The sequence below is a fragment of the Aliivibrio fischeri genome (assembly GCF_009727955.1).
Lineage (GTDB): Bacteria > Pseudomonadota > Gammaproteobacteria > Enterobacterales > Vibrionaceae > Aliivibrio > Aliivibrio fischeri_A.
In genome coordinates, this window is sequence record NZ_WOBR01000002.1 from 158,036 (window position 1) to 178,391 (window position 20,356).

18 protein-coding genes are annotated in these 20,356 nt (G+C 40.5%); 5 read left to right on the forward strand and 13 right to left on the reverse strand.

The genetic code is table 11. From position 1 onward, the window contains the following. Positions 1-42: 42 nt before the first annotated feature. Positions 43-1,509, forward strand: a complete 1,467-nt coding sequence (locus GNP81_RS01225) for a dihydrolipoyl dehydrogenase (protein WP_155674253.1) — start codon at positions 43-45, stop codon at positions 1,507-1,509. A gap of 104 nt (positions 1,510-1,613) precedes the next feature. Continuing rightward, positions 1,614-1,862 (forward strand): DUF3624 domain-containing protein, encoded by a 249-nt coding sequence (locus GNP81_RS01230; protein ID WP_054775330.1) that lies wholly within the window; start codon positions 1,614-1,616, stop codon positions 1,860-1,862. A 167-nt stretch (positions 1,863-2,029) separates the two neighbouring features. Here GNP81_RS01230 and argH read toward each other — a convergent pair whose 3' ends face one another. From argH to argC, 4 genes are all read right to left on the reverse strand, one after another. After that, positions 2,030-3,904: an argininosuccinate lyase gene (gene argH / locus GNP81_RS01235; RefSeq protein ID WP_155674252.1), complete on the reverse strand. Its 1,875-nt coding sequence runs from the start codon at positions 3,902-3,904 to the stop codon at positions 2,030-2,032. A 297-nt stretch (positions 3,905-4,201) separates the two neighbouring features. Next, positions 4,202-5,413, reverse strand: coding sequence for an argininosuccinate synthase (locus GNP81_RS01240; RefSeq protein WP_155674251.1), 1,212 nt, complete (start codon positions 5,411-5,413; stop codon positions 4,202-4,204). Positions 5,414-5,468: 55 nt separating this feature from the next. Further along, on the reverse strand, positions 5,469-6,251 hold the full coding sequence (gene argB, locus GNP81_RS01245; RefSeq protein WP_155674250.1) for an acetylglutamate kinase: 783 nt from the start codon (positions 6,249-6,251) through the stop codon (positions 5,469-5,471). Positions 6,252-6,266: 15 nt separating this feature from the next. Beyond that, a complete protein-coding gene (gene argC / locus GNP81_RS01250) occupies positions 6,267-7,271 on the reverse strand; it encodes an N-acetyl-gamma-glutamyl-phosphate reductase (protein ID WP_155674249.1) in 1,005 nt (334 codons plus the stop codon). Positions 7,272-7,479: 208 nt separating this feature from the next. Here argC and argE point away from each other — a divergent pair, with 208 nt between their 5' ends. Beyond that, a complete protein-coding gene (argE, locus tag GNP81_RS01255) occupies positions 7,480-8,616 on the forward strand; it encodes an acetylornithine deacetylase (protein WP_155670973.1) in 1,137 nt (378 codons plus the stop codon). Positions 8,617-8,795: 179 nt separating this feature from the next. Then, a complete protein-coding gene (gene ppc, locus GNP81_RS01260) occupies positions 8,796-11,426 on the forward strand; it encodes a phosphoenolpyruvate carboxylase (RefSeq protein ID WP_155670971.1) in 2,631 nt (876 codons plus the stop codon). Positions 11,427-11,563: 137 nt separating this feature from the next. Here the strand turns inward: ppc and metF are convergent, their stop codons facing one another. From metF to nsrR, 8 genes are all read right to left on the reverse strand, one after another. After that, entirely contained in the window at positions 11,564-12,451 is an 888-nt protein-coding gene (metF, locus tag GNP81_RS01265; RefSeq protein WP_005421132.1) for a methylenetetrahydrofolate reductase, read from the reverse strand. A gap of 267 nt (positions 12,452-12,718) precedes the next feature. Then, positions 12,719-13,168, reverse strand: a complete 450-nt coding sequence (rplI, locus tag GNP81_RS01270; RefSeq protein WP_005421134.1) for a 50S ribosomal protein L9 — start codon at positions 13,166-13,168, stop codon at positions 12,719-12,721. A 40-nt stretch (positions 13,169-13,208) separates the two neighbouring features. Next, the gene (gene rpsR / locus GNP81_RS01275) at positions 13,209-13,436 is read right to left on the reverse strand and encodes a 30S ribosomal protein S18 (protein ID WP_005421136.1); all 228 of its coding nucleotides are present in this window, start codon (positions 13,434-13,436) and stop codon (positions 13,209-13,211) included. Between the two features lie 15 nt (positions 13,437-13,451). Continuing rightward, positions 13,452-13,754, reverse strand: a complete 303-nt coding sequence (gene priB, locus GNP81_RS01280; protein WP_005421138.1) for a primosomal replication protein N — start codon at positions 13,752-13,754, stop codon at positions 13,452-13,454. A gap of 8 nt (positions 13,755-13,762) precedes the next feature. Next, positions 13,763-14,143: a 30S ribosomal protein S6 gene (gene rpsF, locus GNP81_RS01285; RefSeq protein WP_005421140.1), complete on the reverse strand. Its 381-nt coding sequence runs from the start codon at positions 14,141-14,143 to the stop codon at positions 13,763-13,765. A gap of 254 nt (positions 14,144-14,397) precedes the next feature. Then, entirely contained in the window at positions 14,398-15,141 is a 744-nt protein-coding gene (gene rlmB / locus GNP81_RS01290) for a 23S rRNA (guanosine(2251)-2'-O)-methyltransferase RlmB (protein ID WP_005421141.1), read from the reverse strand. 66 nt (positions 15,142-15,207) lie between these two features. After that, on the reverse strand, positions 15,208-17,715 hold the full coding sequence (gene rnr, locus GNP81_RS01295; RefSeq protein ID WP_155670969.1) for a ribonuclease R: 2,508 nt from the start codon (positions 17,713-17,715) through the stop codon (positions 15,208-15,210). Positions 17,716-17,808: 93 nt separating this feature from the next. Continuing rightward, positions 17,809-18,234, reverse strand: a complete 426-nt coding sequence (nsrR, locus tag GNP81_RS01300; protein WP_017019986.1) for a nitric oxide-sensing transcriptional repressor NsrR — start codon at positions 18,232-18,234, stop codon at positions 17,809-17,811. Positions 18,235-18,340: 106 nt separating this feature from the next. Between nsrR and hmpA the strand changes: the two genes are divergently transcribed. Then, positions 18,341-19,525 carry an NO-inducible flavohemoprotein gene (hmpA, locus tag GNP81_RS01305; RefSeq protein WP_155674248.1) on the forward strand — a complete coding sequence of 395 codons (1,185 nt, stop codon included), beginning with the start codon at positions 18,341-18,343 and terminating at the stop codon, positions 19,523-19,525. 97 nt (positions 19,526-19,622) lie between these two features. On the opposite strand, the gene motX is transcribed toward hmpA, so the two are convergent. Beyond that, complete coding sequence (gene motX / locus GNP81_RS01310; RefSeq protein WP_005421148.1) at positions 19,623-20,255, reverse strand: flagellar protein MotX; 633 nt, start codon at positions 20,253-20,255, stop codon at positions 19,623-19,625. Positions 20,256-20,356 lie beyond the last annotated feature (101 nt).

Genomic DNA, 20,356 nt, shown 5'->3' on the forward strand with positions numbered 1-20,356 from the left:
TCAAACTCTTCTTCTAAAATAAATCTACGTGAGATATGAATTATGAAACAAGTCAATGTTGATGTAGCTGTTATCGGTGGTGGTACAGCAGGTTTAGGCTCTTACCGTGCAGCAAAAGCACATACTGACAGTGTTGTCATGATCGAAGGCGGTCCTTACGGTACTACTTGTGCTCGCGTTGGTTGCATGCCATCTAAGCTATTAATTGCAGCAGCAGAAAGCGTTCACCAAATTGAAAAAGCACCTAAATTTGGTATCCACCCTCAAGGTGAAATCGTAATTAATGGCCGTGAAGTAATGGAGCGCGTTAAGTTTGAGCGTGACCGTTTTGTTGGGTTTGTTTTAGAAGGCGTTGATGAAATTCCTGCTGAAGATAAAATCTCTGGCTACGCAAAATTTTTAGATGACAACACGCTTCAAGTTGATGATCACACGATCATTAATGCAAAACGTATTGTTATCGCTACTGGTTCTCGTCCTGCTTACCCTGCAGTTTGGAATGAACTAGGTGATCGTTTGATCATTAATGATGACGTATTTAACTGGGATGAGCTACCAAAATCAGTTGCGGTATTTGGCCCTGGAGTTATTGGTCTTGAACTTGGTCAATCTCTTCACCGTTTAGGTGTTAAAACCAAACTGTTTGGTTTAGGTGGTCAAGTAGGCCCAGTTACAGACCCTGAAGTAATGGCATACGCGAACAAAGCATTCAATGAAGAGTTCTACCTTGATGCGGACGTAAAAGTTGAAAGCATGAAACGCATTACAACAGAATCAGGAGAAAATCGCGTTGAAATTCAATTCATCAACAAGCAAGGTGAATTAGAAATCAATATTGTTGAGTATGTATTAGCAGCAACGGGGCGTCGTCCAAATACCGATAAACTGGGCTTAGAAAATACGTCAATTGAATTAGATGAACGTGGTGTACCAACAGCCGATTTCTACACACTTCAAACATCACTACCAACGGTATTTATTGCTGGTGATGCAAGTAACCAATTGCCGTTATTACACGAAGCCGCTGACCAAGCACGTATTGCCGGTGATAATGCAGGCCGATTCCCAGAGATCCGTGCAGGTCTTCGCCGCTCGAAAATCTCAGCGGTATTCTCTGACCCACAGATTGCAATGGTTGGTGAAACTTATAAAGAAATCACAACACGTTTAGGTACTTGTGGTTGTTTCGCAACGGGTGAAGTATCTTTTGAAAACCAAGGTCGTTCACGAGTGATGCTACGCAATAAAGGTATTCTTCATGTATACGGTGAGCAAGGTACAGGTCGTTTCCTTGGTGCTGAAATGATGGGACCAAACGCAGAACACTTAGCTCACTTGTTAGCATGGGCACATCAAAACAAGATGACGGTTTCTGAAATGCTAGATATGCCTTTCTACCACCCTGTAATCGAAGAAGGGGTTCGTACTGCCCTTCGTGATTTAAATGCGAAATTACATTTAGGACCTGAAATGATCAAACACTGCATGGATTGTGGTCCAGGTTGTTAATCGAATTAAAGCGTCACTGAAAAATAAAAAGACCAATGTTTGCGCATTGGTCTTTTTGCATTTAAAGTTCTCTCCACCCGCTTATCAATCAAAGAACTCAATACATGACATGTAAAACTTGTCGCTCAGACATTTTCAAACAAAAACTAGGTCGCTGTACGCGTTGTATGAAACAACTGACATTTCTTTCTATTGGGGGATGGTTGACTTGGTTGGAGTTCTTTCAAATGACACCATATAAAATAGAAGCAATCGCCACATTTATGGTGAGTTCAGCCTTTACTGGATTACTTGTTTTACATCTTATTGCCATGGCTTATTACCGTTTGAATAATACCAATCATAGTAAGTGAGCAGATAAAATAAAGCCCCAATACCATATAAGCATTGGGGCCTCTTAGAATCTTTCTAAGAAAAAGCAGTATTAATAAGACTAATACTTAATTAAAAAGTTCACCACTTTTTCTTTTTTATTCCGCTTATTTAGTTAACTCAATCGCATAAATATTTGCAATACAAACTAAGCTACACTGCTTTTAATGATCACTTGCTCTTGTAGATTCACTTCTAATGCAACCTCATCACAGGCATGTTGACGTGGACATTGGTCACAATCTTTCAGCACTTTCTCTGGCAACAATGAACGAGAGGTCGGAATAAAGTCTTGTTTCATAAAGAACTCTGGAACACGAGTTAATACAAAGACTTTCTTAATCGCCATCTCCCGTGCTTTTTCAACTAAATGCTGAACAATTGCTTTACCTTGACCTTGACTCTGCCACCCAGCTTCTACACCTAATGAACGAATTTCTGCAAGTCCTGAGTCATACACATACAAAGAAGCACAGCCTGTAACTTCTCCGTGGTGCTCAGCTACAGCAAACGAGCCAATATCACGTACTAATTCATTACGATTACGTGGTAAGTTTTCACCAAGCCCTGCCCAGTAAGCAACCATTCCTTCCAGTGCATCTAGATCAGTTAAACGAGCTGGACGAACCTTCACACCAGCATTATCACGCTCTTGTAGACGTTTACCTGCTTGCTCAACGGCATACGCAACTTGCTCAGGAGCAACGCCACCTAATGCACAACGTTTTGCAAGGCAAGATTCAATGGTGAGGATTTCATACACATCGTCTTCAATTACTTCAGAGAAAGCTTTAAGTTCAGCAATAGAAAGTTCTTCTAGTGCACAACCTTTTTCAATCGCACCGACAACAGCTACACCAACGATATGGTGAGCTTCACGGAATGGAATGCCTTTCGCTACCAAATAATCTGCAAGTTCTGTTGAGTTTGCATAACCTTGTTTTGCAGCCTCAAGCGTACGTTCACCATTAATCTTGATACCTTCAAAACATAACGCAGCCATTTCAATACAATCAGACCAGCTATCCAGTGCATCAAATAAACCTTCTTTGTCTTCTTGCATGTCTTTATTGTAAGCCAATGGCAATGCTTTTACTGTCATCATCATGCCAGCCATTGCACCATATACACGTCCACACTTACCACGGATTAACTCAAGTGCGTCTGGGTTTTTCTTCTGTGGCATGAGTGATGAGCCTGATGTCACCGTATCAGCCAACTCAATGAAATTAGATTCACCTGAATTGTAGAAAATCATGTCTTCAGCAAGACGAGAAAGGTGCAACATTGAAATGGAAGCGATCGACATAAGTTCCATGACATGATCACGATCCGATACCGAGTCCAAACTATTACGTGTTGCACGTTGGAATCCAAGGTTACGAGCCAGCTTTTCACGATCCATAGGATAAGCGGTACCAGCAAGAGCCCCTGAGCCTAAGGGACAAGTATCCAAACGAGTAATGGCATCTTCAAGACGAGAATAATCACGCTCAATCATCTCAACATAAGCTAAACACCAGTGAGCAAAAGTTACAGGCTGCGCACGTTGCAAATGTGTATAGCCCGGAAGCACTGTCGCTTGGTGTTCACTTGCTACGTTGACTAATTGATTAAGTAGTTGATCAAGTGTACGCAACAGTTGATGTCCTTGTTGACGACACCAGAGTTTTAAATCTGTCGCTACTTGGTCATTACGAGAACGGCCGGTATGGAGTTTTTTACCTAAGTCACCAACTTTACCAATCAACTGAGTTTCTACCCAACTGTGGATATCTTCAGCATCAGACAATAAGATCTGCTCAGGATCTTCCATCACTTCTAATTTTAATTCATTTAGTGCTAATTCAAGCTTTTGCTGCTCAAGTTCGGTAATAACACCGACTGAAAGTAATGCTTTAGACCATGCAATCGAACCAACAATATCTTGTTCTGCAAGGCGGTAATCAATACGAAGTGAATCGTTAAACTGTTTGAATCTGGTGTCTGCTGCTTGACTAAAACGTCCGCCCCATAATGCCATGCTGTCTCTCCTAAATGCACAATGCTCACTGCTTTTATTCTGATTAAACTCAGTATTTTTCTTGATGGTTTTAACTTACGGTAATTACAGATAAAAATAAAGAAAAAATTCATTATTTCTACATATTTATTCAAAATAAATTTATTTAACTCGGATTATATTAATCAACGCAATTGGATATTTGATTGATATTCACCGTTATATACAAAAAATCGAAGCTCGTTTATATAAAACGAGCTTCGACATAGTGTAAAACAAATTGTTTAAATCTTGTTCTTAATAAACAATACGCATTACTTATTTGCTATTTAGCGCACGAATACGGCTTGATAACGAGTAAAGACGAATAAAGCCTTCTGCATGACTTTGGTCATACACTTCATCAGCACCAAAAGTAGCAAACTCTTCTGAATATAAACTGTTATCAGAACGCTTTTGAATTACCGTCGCATGGCCTTTATACAACTTAATAACGACCTCACCATTCACGTCTTTTGCTAGCTCTTCAGATGCCGCTAAGATAGATTTACATAACGGTGTAAACCAACGACCATCATAAACAAGGTGAGAGACTTTAATGCCTAGCTCTTCACGGAATTCAAATGACGTTTTATCTAAAACAAGCTGCTCAACTGCACGTAGCGCTTCATTAATGATCGTGCCCCCAGGTGTTTCATAACAACCACGAGACTTCATTCCTACCAAACGGTTTTCAACGATATCAATACGACCAACACCGTGCTTTGCCCCTTTCTCATTTAGGTATACAACCACTTCATAAGGTGTCATCGCTTTACCATCAACCGCAACAACCGCACCCTTTTCTACTTTTAATGAAATCGTTTCTGATTCATTTGGTGCTTGTTCAGGATCAACCGTCCATGCCCAACAATCGTCATTTGGTGCATTCCATGTTTCTTCTAAAACACCACCTTCCGTTGAGATATGCCATGCATTAGCATCACGAGAATAAATCTTAGTAAGAGAAGCTGTACAAGGGATATTACGCTCAGCTAAATAATCTAGGCATTCTTCACGACTCACAAGATCCCACTCACGCCACGGAGCAATAATATGAAGATCTGGAGCTAGTGCAGCAAAAGCACCTTCAAAACGAATCTGGTCATTACCTTTACCAGTACAACCATGACAAAGTGCATCCGCTCCTACATTACGTGCAACTTCAACTTGTGCCTTAGCAATGATAGGGCGTGCCATTGACGTTCCTAGTAAATATTTCCCTTCGTACAAAGCACCTGTTTTTAGAGTTGGGAAAATATATTCAGAAACCATTTCTTCTTTTAAATCAGCGATGTAACATTCTGTCGCACCCGATGCAATTGCCTTAGCTTCAATACCTTCAAGCTCTTCTTCGCCTTGACCAACATCCGCAACAAAAGCAATTACTTCACAGTTATAATTTTCTTTTAACCACGGGATGATCACTGAGGTATCTAGGCCACCAGAGTATGCGACAACAACCTTGTTTACTTCTACTTTCTTACTCATTCTATTCTCCTTGAACCGCATACTCGCGGCGACTGTATTCTTAAAATCACATTGCCTATTGAGGCTGAAATTGTGTGCCAATGCTGTTTCCAATAAACAACTCAGCTAATTTTTCTGGTGAACGCCATGAAGCCACTTCTATCGCTCGTCCTAATTCTTGAGCTGCATCCAGAGCTGCACGCACTTTAACTATCATTCCATCGGTAATAACAGCTTGTTGAATTAACATTTCTGCTTGAGCTGAATCTAAACTCTTAATCAACTGTTTTTCAGCATCCAACACTCCGGGAACATCTGACAATAAAACCAAATCAGCATCGAGAGTAGTAGCTACTGCAACCGCTGCTTGATCAGCATTTACATTCATTAATTCACCATCATTCGTAATACCGATAGAGCTAATAATGGGCGTTACTTGAGTTGCTAAAATCGCCTCTAATACCTTTGCATCACCTGCGATTGCCAAACCTACATTACCTAATTCAGGATTTAACTGAGTGATTTTACATAAACCACCATCAGCCAAACTTAGACCAATCGCTTTCACACCATTTTTCATCGCTTGGCCTTGTAGCATTTTATTTGCCGTTCCCGCCAACGCACCTGTGATATAGCCAATTTGATCTTTTGGAGTAACTCGTAACCCCTCTTTTTTTATTGTTTCTAATTGAAGCTTTGCCATAAGCTCATCAACAAGATACCCACCACCATGAACAATAATAAGAGAACGCTTAGCTTGCTGTTGATAGTTTGAAATTGTTTTAAATAACAGCGTGAGCGTATCAATTGAAGACAATACTGCCCCACCAAGCTTTATAACCAATGGACGTTGATTCATATTTATTATTCATCCTTAAATCAATGCGGTTAATACCGGAAAACCAAAACGAATATTAATGCACTGCATTGCTTGACTTGATGCACCTTTCAGCAAGTTATCAATAGCAGAAACAACGATCAGATGCTCTCCCTGAATCTTCCAACCAATATCGCAAAAAGGCGTTTTCTCTACCGATTGAATCTTGGGCATTTCGTTTCCTAATAAACGCACAGCAGGGGTTTGGGTATAAGCCGCTTCAAACGCTTCTTGAATTTCTTTTTCTGTCACGCCTTTCGCTAATTTCGTGGTGATTGTCGCTAAAATACCACGCTTAAAATTACCTAAATGAGGAGTAAAAATCACATCACAACCTAAATGAGCTGCAATTTCAGGTTGGTGACGATGATTAAACACACCATAGGGTTGTAAACTCACTTCGCAAAAAGCACTGGTTAAACTTGCCTTACGTCCTGCGCCTGTTACTCCACTGGTTGCATTTATAACAGGCCATTGATTCTTATCTAATAATTCAGATTTAACTAACGGTTTTAGTGCTAATTGTGACGCAGTCGGATAACAACCAGGAACAGCAATCAATTGCGCTTTCGCTATGGCTTCAGCATTCCACTCAGCTAAACCATAAACCGCTTTATCTAACCACGCTTCATATTGATGTTCAAAACCATAGAACTCACTGTAAAAGCCTTCTTTTTTCACACGAAAGGCACCAGATAGATCAAACACTACACAGCCATTTTCTAAAAATGTTGTGGCTAAGTTATGACTGACTTCATGAGCAGTCGCTAACAAAACGACATCACACTCTTTAGCAACTTGGTTCACATTAATTAATGGCTGTAATGCTTCATCAACAATTCCTTTTAATGAACCATGCAATTCACTGATCGCTTTTCCTTTATCTAAACTGTTTTCTGAAACATATAAACCCGATAAAGAAAGATGTGGATGCTTAAATACCATCAGAGCTAATTCAGCTCCTGTGTATCCACTCGCTCCAATAATGGCTGTTTTCAACATAATTCGTCCCTTTTATCTCTTAAATCTTATTGAAGGGAAAAGCCATTCAGGGTAACGTGAGTGTTGCCCATATTGAAGGTATCCTTTCCTTCTCTCAATTTAGTTATTCACTCAAACTTAACTAAATTGTATTTTTATTCACTTAATGTGATTTAATATGTGTTTTACAGAATTCTCTCTTTTGTGTCAACAGTGGATGTATGAATAAATGAAATTTCCGGAATTTAAAGATTATTATCAACAACTCATTTCAACCTCTTCAATAAGCTCGACTGACTCAAGTTGGGATGAAGGCAATGCAGAAGTCATAAATAAACTTGCACAATGGTGCGAAGATCTTGGGTGTGAAATTGAAATAGAAGAGATTGAAAAGGGTAAACTCAATCTATTAGCAAAATTAGGCTCTGGTGAGGGTGGGCTATTATTAGCGGGTCATACCGATACCGTTCCATACGACGAAGGACGTTGGAATTATGAACCACACGCATTAACTGAAGCTAACGACCGATTTTATGGGCTAGGCACCGCTGACATGAAAGGTTTCTTTGCTTTTATTCTAGAAGCAATCAAAAACATTAATTGGAAAGATCAATCTAAACCTCTATATATTCTAGCAACTTGTGATGAAGAGACCACCATGCTCGGTGCTCGTCACTTTGCATCAAATACTAAGATTCAACCCGATTATTGCATTATCGGTGAACCTACCAGTCTAAAACCGATCCGTGGACATAAAGGACATGTTGCTAATGCCATTCGAGTAACAGGTAAATCGGGCCACTCTTCAGATCCCGCTCATGGTGTGAATGCCTTAGAGATCATGAATGAGATCATGTTCGCACTCATGACATTAAAAAATAAATTAGTTAAGGAATACCATAATCCGGGGTTTTCTATTCCTTATCCAACCCTTAATCTCGGTCATATCCATGGTGGAGACAGTCCTAACCGTATTTGTGGCTGCTGTGAACTGCATTATGATGTTCGTCCACTACCGGGCATAAGTTTAGATGGTCTCGATAATATGCTTCGAGATGCTCTAAAAGAGGTTGAAGCAAAATGGCCGGGACGTATTGATATTACCCCACTTCATGAACCCATTCCTGGTTATGAATGTAGCGCCGATAGTCCGATAGTAACGAGCACTGCTGACATTTGTGGGCAAGATGTAGAAACCGTAAACTACTGTACTGAAGCGCCTTTTTTACAAGATCTTTGTCCTACATTAGTACTTGGTCCCGGCTCTATTGAACAAGCTCACCAACCTGATGAGTATCTGGCTTTTTCTTTTATAGACCCAACCATCAGTGTATTAAGTAAATTAATGTACAAACACTGCTTTTAGGCTGAAATAAATTTACAAAACTCGTCAATATGAAAAGTAAGGTTCGATGATCTACGGCAAATTAGCGTTCAAAAAACCAACAAATATTCACCAATATTTGACGAGTAGCCTTAAATTCGGATAGATTGAAGGCAGTAAAAAATCAGGATGTAACAAAATTACAAGTATAGGAAGTATGTATGAATGAAAAGTACGCTGCTTTAAAAAGCAATGTCAGCATGTTGGGTCACCTGCTTGGTAACACGATTCGAGACGCACATGGTGAAGAGCTATTAGCAAAAGTTGAAACCATTCGTAAGCTGTCTAAAACAGCGCGCGCAGGAAGCGACGAAGACCGCAATGCACTGATTGAAGAAATTAAAAGCCTTCCAGACGATCAACTGACACCTGTTGCTCGAGCATTCAGCCAATTTCTAAACCTTACCAATATGGCAGAACAATATCATACTATCTCACGCCATTGTGAAGCACATGTATGTGAACCTGATGCTATTAGTACCTTATTCTCAAAACTAAGCCAAAGTAACGTAAGTAAGCTAGATACAGCACAAGCCGTTCGTGAATTAAATATCGAATTGGTTCTTACTGCACACCCTACTGAAATCGCACGTCGCACCATGATCAACAAGTTGGTTAAAATCAACGAATGTTTATCAAAACTTGAGCTTGGTGATATCTCTTTTTCTGAGCGAGATAAAACAGAACGTCGTCTAGAACAACTGATTGCTCAAGCATGGCACTCAGACGTTATTCGTCAAGAACGTCCAACGCCATTAGATGAAGCTAAATGGGGCTTTGCTGTTGTTGAAAACTCTCTATGGCAAGGTATTCCAGAATTTTTACGTGAATTCGACCAACGCCTAGAAGGCCACTTAGGTGAAGGGCTTCCAATCGATGCGCGTCCAGTTCACATGTCATCTTGGATGGGTGGAGACCGTGATGGTAACCCATTTGTAACGCACAAAATTACTCGTGAAGTAATGCTTCTTTCACGTTGGAAAGCGGCCGATCTTTACTTAAAAGACATTAATGAGCTAATCAGCGAACTTTCAATGGTTAAATGTACTGATGAAGTTCGTGAACTGGCAGGGGATCAGCACGAACCTTATCGTGCCATTCTAAAACAACTACGTACATTACTAGGCGATACTCTTGAAAGCCTAGATGCACAAATGAAGGGTGAGCTAGTACCAAATAAAGCTATCCTGACTGATGCTGACCAACTTTGGAATCCTCTATACGCATGTTATCAATCACTGCATGCTTGTGGCATGGGGATCATCGCTGATGGTTCATTACTGGATACATTACGTCGAGTAAAAGCATTTGGTGCTCACTTAGTTCGTTTAGATATCCGCCAAGAAAGTACCCGTCACTCAGATGTATTATCTGAACTGACTCGTTACTTAGGCATTGGTGATTATGACCAATGGAGTGAACAAGATAAAATTTCATTCCTTGTTAATGAGCTAAGTTCAAAACGTCCTCTTCTTCCACGTAAATGGGAACCGTCTCCAGAAGTTCAAGAAGTTATTGATACTTGTAAAGTAGTTGCAGAACAATCTAAAGAAGCCTTAGGCTCTTATGTCATTTCAATGGCTCGTACTGCATCTGACGTATTGGCTGTTCATCTATTACTTCAAGAAGCAGGTTGCCCATTCCGTATGGATGTATGTCCATTATTCGAAACTTTAGACGATTTAAATCGCTCTAAAGAAGTAATGGAACAACTATTCTCTATTGATTGGTATCGTGGGTTTATCCAAAACCATCAAATGGTAATGATCGGTTATTCAGATTCAGCTAAAGATGCAGGTGTAATGTCTGCTGGTTGGGCTCAGTACAGTGCAATGGAAGCGCTTGTTGAAGTCTGTGAGAAAGAAAGCATCGAACTGACTCTTTTCCATGGTCGTGGCGGTACTATCGGTCGTGGCGGTGCACCAGCGCACGCAGCACTCTTATCTCAACCACCTAAGAGCTTAAAAGGTGGTCTACGAGTAACAGAGCAAGGTGAAATGATCCGATTCAAACTGGGTCTTCCAGAGGTAGCAGTAAACAGCTTTAATTTGTATGCAAGTGCAATTCTTGAAGCGAACCTTCTTCCACCACCGGAACCAAAACAAGAATGGCGCGACTTAATGGAAGTGCTATCTGAAGTATCGTGTGAAGCTTACCGTAACGTCGTTCGTGGCGAAAAAGACTTTGTACCTTACTTCCGTGCAGCAACACCAGAACTAGAGCTAGGTAAACTTCCTCTCGGTTCTCGTCCAGCAAAACGTAATCCAAATGGTGGCGTTGAAAGTTTACGTGCTATTCCATGGATTTTCTCATGGAGTCAAAACCGCCTAGTGCTTCCTGCATGGTTAGGAGCAGGTGAAGCGATTCAATATTCAATTGATAAGGGTCACCAAGAACTATTAGAAGAGATGTGTCGTGAATGGCCATTCTTCTCAACACGCCTTGGTATGCTTGAAATGGTTTACACTAAATGTAATCCACAGATGTCTGAATACTACGATCAACGTTTAACTGATAAGTCTCTATGGCCATTAGGCGAGCGTCTACGTAATCAACTACAGACAGATATCAAAGCGGTACTAAATGTAGAAAACAATGACCACTTGATGGAACGTGACCCATGGGGTTCTGAATCCATTCGTCTACGTAATATCTATGTTGATCCACTAAATATGCTACAAGCAGAGCTTCTATTCCGTACTCGTCAACAAGAAGAGACGTCACCAGAGCTTGAAGAAGCGCTTATGGTGACGATAGCGGGTATTGCAGCAGGTATGCGTAACACGGGTTAACTTATCGCAGATAAAAAGAATCCTTCCTAATTTAAGGTCACTTCGGTGGCCTTTTTTATTTTAGCTTTATCTTTGCCTGCATCAGAAATAAAAAAGCCGCTACCGTGAGCGACTTTTATTATAAGTAATGATAAATGTTATTTTGGACGAACACCTAATGTATGACACAGTGCGTAAGTATGCTCGGCACGGTTAAGCGTATAGAAATGGAAATCTTTTACCCCTTCACGACTCAAAATACGAGTCATATCAATCGCATGACTTGCTCCAACCATTTGGCGAGTCACAGGATCATCATCTAATCCTTCAAACTGTTGTGCCATCCAACCTGGAATTTTCACATTGTTCATTTTGGCAAAACGAGAGGCTTGCTTAAAATTCGATACCGGTAAGATCCCTGGAATGATCTCAACATCAATACCTGCGGATACGCAACGGTCACGAAAACGTAAATAGCTCTCAACATCAAAAAAGAATTGAGTAATAGCACGACTTGCACCTGCATCCACTTTACGTTTCAAGTTAAGTAAATCAGCTTGAGCACTCTTCGCCTCTGGGTGCACTTCAGGGAAAGCTGCAACAGAAATATCAAAATCATGTTGAGACTTAAGTAGCTCTACTAAATCTGAAGCATACATCTCAGGAGCTCCACCACCCGGAGGAATATCACCACGTAAAGCAACGATATCTTTAATACCATTTGCCCAATAATCATTAGCAATATCAATTAGCTCTGAGCGACTCGCATCAATACACGTTAGATGAGGAGCTGCAATTAAACCGGTTTGTTCTTTAATTTCTTTAATAATTGAGTGGGTACGATCACGTTCACCTGAGTTTGCACCATAAGTTACTGATACAAATTTAGGTTTTAGTGTTTTCAAACGGTGAATTGAATTCCATAGTGTTTCTTCCATCTTCTCTGAACTTGGCGGAAAAAACTCAAAAGATACGTTGATATTACCGTCTAATTCGGCAATATTTTGATTCAGTGACTCTAAGTGGCTTGCGTGTGAATATGCCATGTCTTGCTCTCCCTGCCGCAGTATCAAAAGGTGATACTACAAAATCTCATCATCCATGATGACATCATTTAGACGTCTATATGTCTACAGAATGTATGCAATGGAGTTCAAAGTCAAGGTTCTGATTATGAATTTTTCTCAAGTTGTAATTGAGCTTTTTTCAAGATGGAAAAAATAAGATGAGGAAGTAGAAAGAGTGGAAGATATTTAAAGATAAAAAAAACGCTAGCACAAGGCTAGCGTTTTAAATCATAAGTTGGCTATTGATTACTCAGCAGCAACAACTTCTAATTTCAATGTAGCAAATACTTCAGAGTGAAGTTGGATGCTAACTTCGAAAGAACCAGTTGTGCGTAGAGCGCCTTCAGGAAGACGAACTTCGCTTTTCGCGATTTCAACGCCAGCAGCTGTAGCAGCTTCAGCGATGTCACGAGTACCGATTGAACCGAATAGTTTACCTTCGTCACCAGATTTTGATGCGATTGTAACTTCTAGAGCGTTAACTTTCTCAGCACGAGCTTCAGCAGCAGCTAGTTGCTTAGCAACGTTAGCTTCTAGTTCAGCACGACGAGTTTCAAACATCTCTACGTTAGCTTTAGTTGCCATAACAGCCTTACCTTGTGGGATAAGGAAGTTACGTGCGTAACCAGCTTTAACGTTAACTTGGTCGCCAAGGCTACCTAGGTTACCGATTTTATCAAGTAGAATAACTTGCATTATCTTAGTCCTCTATAAACTTAATTAAACAACTAACGACTTACAGATGCTTATCTGTGTACGGTAGAAGTGCAAGGTAACGAGAACGCTTGATAGCGCGAGCTAGCTGACGTTGGTATTTAGCACGAGTACCAGTGATACGGCTAGGTACGATTTTACCAGCTTCAGTGATGTAGTTTTTTAGAGTTGCTACGTCTTTGTAGTCAATCTCTTGTACGCCTTCTGCAGTAAAACGGCAGAATTTACGACGACGGAAGAAACGAGCCATGGGCTATCTCCAGATCTAAATTAGTTTAATATGCTCAGCATGTAACACTACTCTCGACACACCATTTCGGCCTGTCTGGTATGTGATAAAACCACCTACCGTAACGTTACTGCCTTGAGCTAAATTTGCAGTTAAAGCTTGTGACCCTTGTCCACTCACTACCACGTTCATTCTGCAATAGACTTGTCGTGATAAGTCAGCTTCCTGTTTAATCGAACGATGCTCAATGACAAAATGACAATGAGGTATGCCCGCAGGACTTAGACTTCGAACCGGAGCCTTTGCGATAACACCGCTTAACTCCAATCGATTGGTCATCAAATCAATTACTCAGCAGCAGCTTCTTCAGCGCGTGGTGCAGCGTCTTCACGCTTAGCAGAACGCTCTTCTTTAGCTTTCATCATTACTGATGGCTCAGTGATCGCAGCTTTTGTACGCATGATCATGTTACGTAGAACAGCATCGTTGTAACGGAATGCAGTTTCTAGTTCATCAATAACAGCTTGCTCAGACTCAACGTTCATAAGAACGTAGTGTGCTTTGTGCAGCTTGTTGATTGGGTAAGCCATTTGACGACGACCCCAATCTTCTAGACGGTGGATAGTACCGCCAGCTTCAGTGATTGAACCAGTGTAACGCTCGATCATGCCAGCAACTTGCTCGCTTTGATCAGGATGCACCATGAATACGATTTCATAATGACGCATTGGTTGCTCCTTACGGATTATTCAGCTTCCACGAACGGCTCGGTCATCCAAGGGAAGCAAGGAACTAAAAAAAAGACCGAGAATTAAGGACGGCAGATAGTATATAAAAACAGCGCTAGTAGCAAGAAAAAGATACTTAAATCACAAAAATATTTTCGTCTTCGCTAAGAAAAAAAGAGAATGAAAAAACATCCTCTTTTTTGAGCTTATTTCATAATGCTAATCAGGTAATTAGCACCTAAATGCCTACTTATTTAGCCTTGTAACGCACGTTGGCGTACAGCTTCAAATAAACAGATACCAGACGCTACAGAAACATTTAGACTTGATACAGAGCCAGCCATTGGGATTTTAATTAGGTCATCACACGTTTCACGTGTTAAACGACGCATGCCATCCCCTTCAGCGCCCATCACTATCGCTAAAGGACCAGTTAATTTAGACTGGAATACATCGTGAGTTGCCTCACCAGCAGTCCCAACAAACCATACGCCCTTTTCTTGTAATGCACGCATTGTACGAGCTAGGTTAGTGACACGCACTAAAGGAACCGTTTCAGCCGCACCACACGCAACTTTGCTTACGGTTGCTGTCATTGAGGCAGATTTATCTTTTGGTACGATAACCGCAGCAACACCTGCCGCATCAGCATTACGTAAACATGCACCTAGATTGTGAGGATCAGTCACACCATCAAGAACAAGCAGTAATGGGTTCTCTGTTTGAGATACGATATCGTCTAAATCATGTTCATTTAGTTGTTTAGCTGGTGTTACACGAGCAATAATTCCTTGGTGATTAGCACCTTTCGCTTTGTCATCCAACGTTTTACGTGGCAGTTCTTGAATCTTAAAACCCAACTGCGTTAATTCATTCAAGATTGGTAATAAGCGATCGTCTTGACGACCTTTTAATACAAATACTTCAATAAAACGGGCAGGATCACGCTCTAGTACTGCTTTGGCTGCGTGGATACCAAAAATATAATCATTACTCATGCTGTCGCTTCTTTTCTTTACTTATTTGTTTATCTAAATGGGGCTATAACTGCCCCATTATCGAAATTACTTATTTGCTTTTGGCTTTCTTGCTCTAACTTTTTTCTTATGCTTCGGCTTTTTCTTAGCTTTCACACCTTCAGTTGAGCTGTCAGGGCGTTTTGTTGGTTCAACCATCGCTTGCGCTTTTGATTTTACCTTACCTTTTTTACCCTTAGATTTTCGCTCGCCAAGTTGACCTAAACCTTTAGGCTCAGACTTATCACCTTTTTTCTTCGGCTTGAAATTAGGATCACGACGCGGCTCTTTTGCACCACGTTTTTTCGCATTATCTTTCGCTGTTTTACCATGACCACGAGCTTTACGCATTGAGCTAGTGCACTCAAAATCGATATTACGATCATCAAGGTTTACCGCAACAACTTTAACCGTAACTTGATCACCAAGGCGGAAAATTTGCCCCGAGCTTTCACCCGTTAAACGCTGACCAGCAGGGTCAAACTGGTAGTAATCATTAGCTAATGACGAGATATGAACTAAACCATCAATATGCAAATCATTTAATCGTACAAAGAAACCAAAGCCTGTAACATTAGCGATCACACCTTCAAGCTCTTCACCGATATGATCTTGCATGTATTCACATTTCAGCCAATCAGATACATCACGTGTTGCATCATCAGCGCGACGCTCTGTCATTGAACATTGTTCACCAAATACATCCATATCATCGAATGAATAATGGTAACCACCTGTTGGTGTCCAACGATCGTTATTCTGACCTTTTTCTTTTGCAATAAGATACTTAATTGCACGGTGCAGCAATAAGTCTGGGTAACGACGAATTGGTGACGTAAAGTGTGCGTAACGTTTCAATGCCAAACCAAAGTGCCCAGCATTATCTGCGTTATATACCGCCTGCTTCATTGAGCGTAGCAGCATAGTTTGAATCAATTCTTTGTCTGGGCGATCAGCAATCACATGCACCAATTGACCGTAATCCGTTGGTGATGGTGTTAATCCACCAGATAGGCTTAAACCTAGCTCCCCTAAGAAGTCTCGGAACCCTTGAAGGCGTTCTTCTCCTGGAGATTCATGCACACGATACAAAGCTGGCTCTTTGGCTTTTTCAACAAAAGTAGCCGATGCAATGTTAGCTAGAATCATACATTCTTCGATGATCTTATGTGCATCATTACGGATCACTGGCTCAATACTGTCAATTTTACGATCCGCATTGAAGATAAATTTGGTTTCAATGGTTTCAAACTCAATCGCACCACGCGCTTCACGTGCTGTTTTTAGCACTTGATACATGTTGTGAAGCTCTTTTAAGTGTGGAACTAAAGGCTCATAACGCTGTGTTAGCTCTTCATCACCATCAAGAATGTCACTTACTTTATTGTAAGTAAGACGGGCGTGTGAATTCATCACCGCTTCATAATGCTTGTAACCAGAAAGCTTACCTGATGCAGAGATAGTCATCTCACACACCATACATAAACGATCAACTTGTGGGTTCAATGAACATAGCCCATTAGAGAGAACCTCTGGCAACATTGGAACCACTTGCGCAGGGAAGTAAACTGAGTTACCACGTTGAATCGCTTCTTTATCTAATGCGTTATCAGGACGAACATAATAACTTACATCAGCAATCGCCACCCATAAGCGCCAACCACCAGAAGCTTTAGCTTGACAGAACACGGCATCATCAAAATCTCGTGCATCTTCACCATCAATCGTAACAAGTGGTAATTCACGTAAATCAACACGGCCTTCTTTTGCTTCTTCTGGTACTTCTTCACCTAGCCCTTCAACTTGTTTTTCAACCGCTGTTGGCCATACGTGTGGAATATTATGAGTACGAAGTGCAATATCAATTTCCATTCCTGGCGCCATATTTTCACCAAGAACTTCTGTAATTTTACCTGTCATACCTCGAGCACGGCTACCACGATCAGTGATATCCATGACAACAACGTTACCCATTCGGGCACCCATTTTGTGCTCTTTAGGAATGAAGATATCTTGGCTAATACGAGAATCGTCAGGAACAACGAATCCCATGCCATCTTCAATAAAGAATCGACCAACAATGCCCTCGTTACGAGGCTCTAATACACGAACCACTCGGCCTTCTTTTCGGCCTCGTTTATCCGTGCCCGTTGGTTGTACTAATACCACATCACCATGAATCACTTTCTTCATTTGGTGGAAAGGAAGCAGTACATCGTTATCTTTACCTAGGCTACCTTCTGGACGGATCCAACCGAAACCATCACGGTGCCCTAATACCACACCTTTTAACATTTCGATGCGTTCTGGCAATGCATAACATTGACGACGAGTGAATACTAACTGACCATCACGTTCCATTGCGCGTAAACGACGACGTAAACCTTCATAGCTATCTTCACCAGATAAACCTAGGGCTTCGAATAAGTCATTACGATTTAACGGTGCATCGGCTTTTTCAAAAAATTCCAGAATAAATTCACGACTTGGAATTGGATTCTCGTATTTTTCAGCTTCTCGATCTTGAAAAGGATCGTTTTGAATAATCTTAGACATAGGCTGACCTGCTTAGTCGGAGAGACAAGAAATATAGTTATATTGTACCTGAGTATGCCTATAACAGATAGGAAAGGATCTGGAATTCAAGTCTTAAATTCGCTTCAAAAGAATGAGTAATTCACTGTTATCGGTAAGCATGTCTTGGATCGTATGTTTATCAAGCTCATCTAAAAAAGCTTGCTTTGCTTTCGCTAATACACCTTTTAAACGACATGCTGGTGTAATATGGCAAAACTCAGGAGCACAATTAACCACTTGTAATGGTTCAATTGCTCGAATGACATCACCAATAATAATTTGATCCGCAGGTTTTCCTAAACAGATCCCACCATTTTTACCACGAACGGTTTTGACATACCCTTCTTGGCCCAACTTGTTAATTATTTTCACCATATGATTACGCGATACATCAAAGGTTTCAGTAACCACAGTAATGCTGGTCAATTCACCTTCTGGTAATGACGCTAAATAAATCAAGGCTCTCAAGCCAAAATCAGTGAAATTTGTTAATTGCATATCCTCTCCTTCTCTTTTTTCATTGTAATTCTTCTCTTGACTAAAAGATATATTTTAGATACAACTTATAACATACATTATAAATACACCTTTAAAGGTAAACAATATGCTCAACAAAAACACCATTGATATCGTTAAATCAACAATTCCATTACTTGCTGAAACTGGCCCTGCTTTAACTGCGCATTTTTACGATCGCATGTTTACACATAACCCCGAGTTAAAAGATATTTTTAACATGAGTAATCAACGTAATGGCGATCAACGTGAAGCATTATTTAATGCTATTTGCGCCTATGCAGGGAATATTGAAAATCTTGAAGTGCTATTACCAGCGGTTGAAAAGATTGCTCATAAGCATACGAGTTTTATGATCACTGCAGAACAATACAATATTGTTGGTGGTCACTTACTTGCCACTCTTGATGAAATGTTTTCCCCTGGACAAGAAGTATTAGATGCTTGGGGTGAAGCCTATGGCGTTCTTGCAAATGTATTTATTCAACGTGAAGAACAAATATATCAAGAGAATAACAACCAAGAAGGTGGCTGGCGTGGTCTACGTGAGTTTGAGCTTATTGCAAAAGAGAAAGAAAGTGAGCTAATCACAAGCTTTACCTTTATGCCTACAGATGATCAACCTGTCTCTCGCTTTAAACCGGGTCAATACTTAGGAATTTACTTAACTCCTGAAGAGTTTGAAAACCAAGAAATTCGTCAATACAGTTTATCTTCAGCTCCACAAGAAAAAACATACCGTATATCAGTAAAACGAGAAGATGGCGGTAAAGCATCAAACTATTTACATGACCAATTGAATATTGGTGATAAAGTAAATCTTGCAGCCCCTGCTGGTGACTTTTTCTTAGATGTTGATGCATCAACACCAGTCACACTTATTTCTGCAGGTGTAGGGTTAACTCCGACCCTTTCTATGCTTGAAACATTAACAGAACATAACGCAAGCGTGAACTGGTTACATGCGACAGAAAATGGCACTCAGCATGCCTTTAGAGAGCATGTAAATACGTTAGCAGAAACACATTCACATATCTCAACTTACACTTGGTATAACCAACCACAAGAAATAGATAAATTAGCTCAGCATTTTAACTTCTCAGGTTTTATGAATTTATCTGAAGTTAAAGATGAAATCATTACAGACAATGGTCACTACTATTTCTGTGGGCCGGTTGGCTTTATGCAACACGTCGCCAAACAACTAGTTGAGCTAGGTGTTTCCGAAGACCGTATTCATTACGAATGCTTTGGGCCACATAAAGTGCTTTAATTTTTTAAAGTAAAAATGCAAAACGCCCAATGATTATATCATTGGGCGTTTTTCGAGTTGATGAAACTCAATCGACTAAAATGAATCTTCTTTCAGGTTACCAGAAAGTGTCGCGGCGCTTAGCCCTAGCTATCACATTACCTGGCATACGCATTTCTAATCCATTTCTTAAATTAGCTATTCGCTTATGTTTACGTCCATCAGCAGTAACAGAATTATACAACCAACGATACGCATCTTCGTAATCTAATGGACTACCATAATCACTAAGTAGCAACTCAGCTAAATGAATGCGCGCATTAATGTTTCCCATGCCTGCAGCTTCGCGCAAATATGGAATTGCTCGCTCTCTATCCTGCTGAACTAATGTGCCTTTGGCATAATAACGGCCAATTTGCTCTAACGCAGCTGGTAAGCCTTGTCTCGCAGCATTTTCCATATAATACAGGCCAAGTTCGACATCACGATCAACACATACCCCCCATGCAAGCATATCTCCGTAAAGGAACTCGTAAGCAGGTGAATCGATTTTAGTTGCTCGCGCAACGATATCTTGAACTAACTGACAATTATCAACGTTCTTCACCTGATTTAAGTGTGAATTGGTATCAAACAGTCGAAATAATTGGTTTTCGGTATAAATTGGGATCGGCTCTCCGATCTCTTCGCTAGCTGCATAAGTTGGAGCAAATGCCACCAAACATGCCGCTACGAGGTGTCGTAGTTTCATAATTCATCAACTCTTTATAACTGTATTTATTATATCGACGTTGGCGGCAACATCTTTAGACAAAATTTGCCCTAAGTGGCAATTTTTTGCCCACTAGTTAT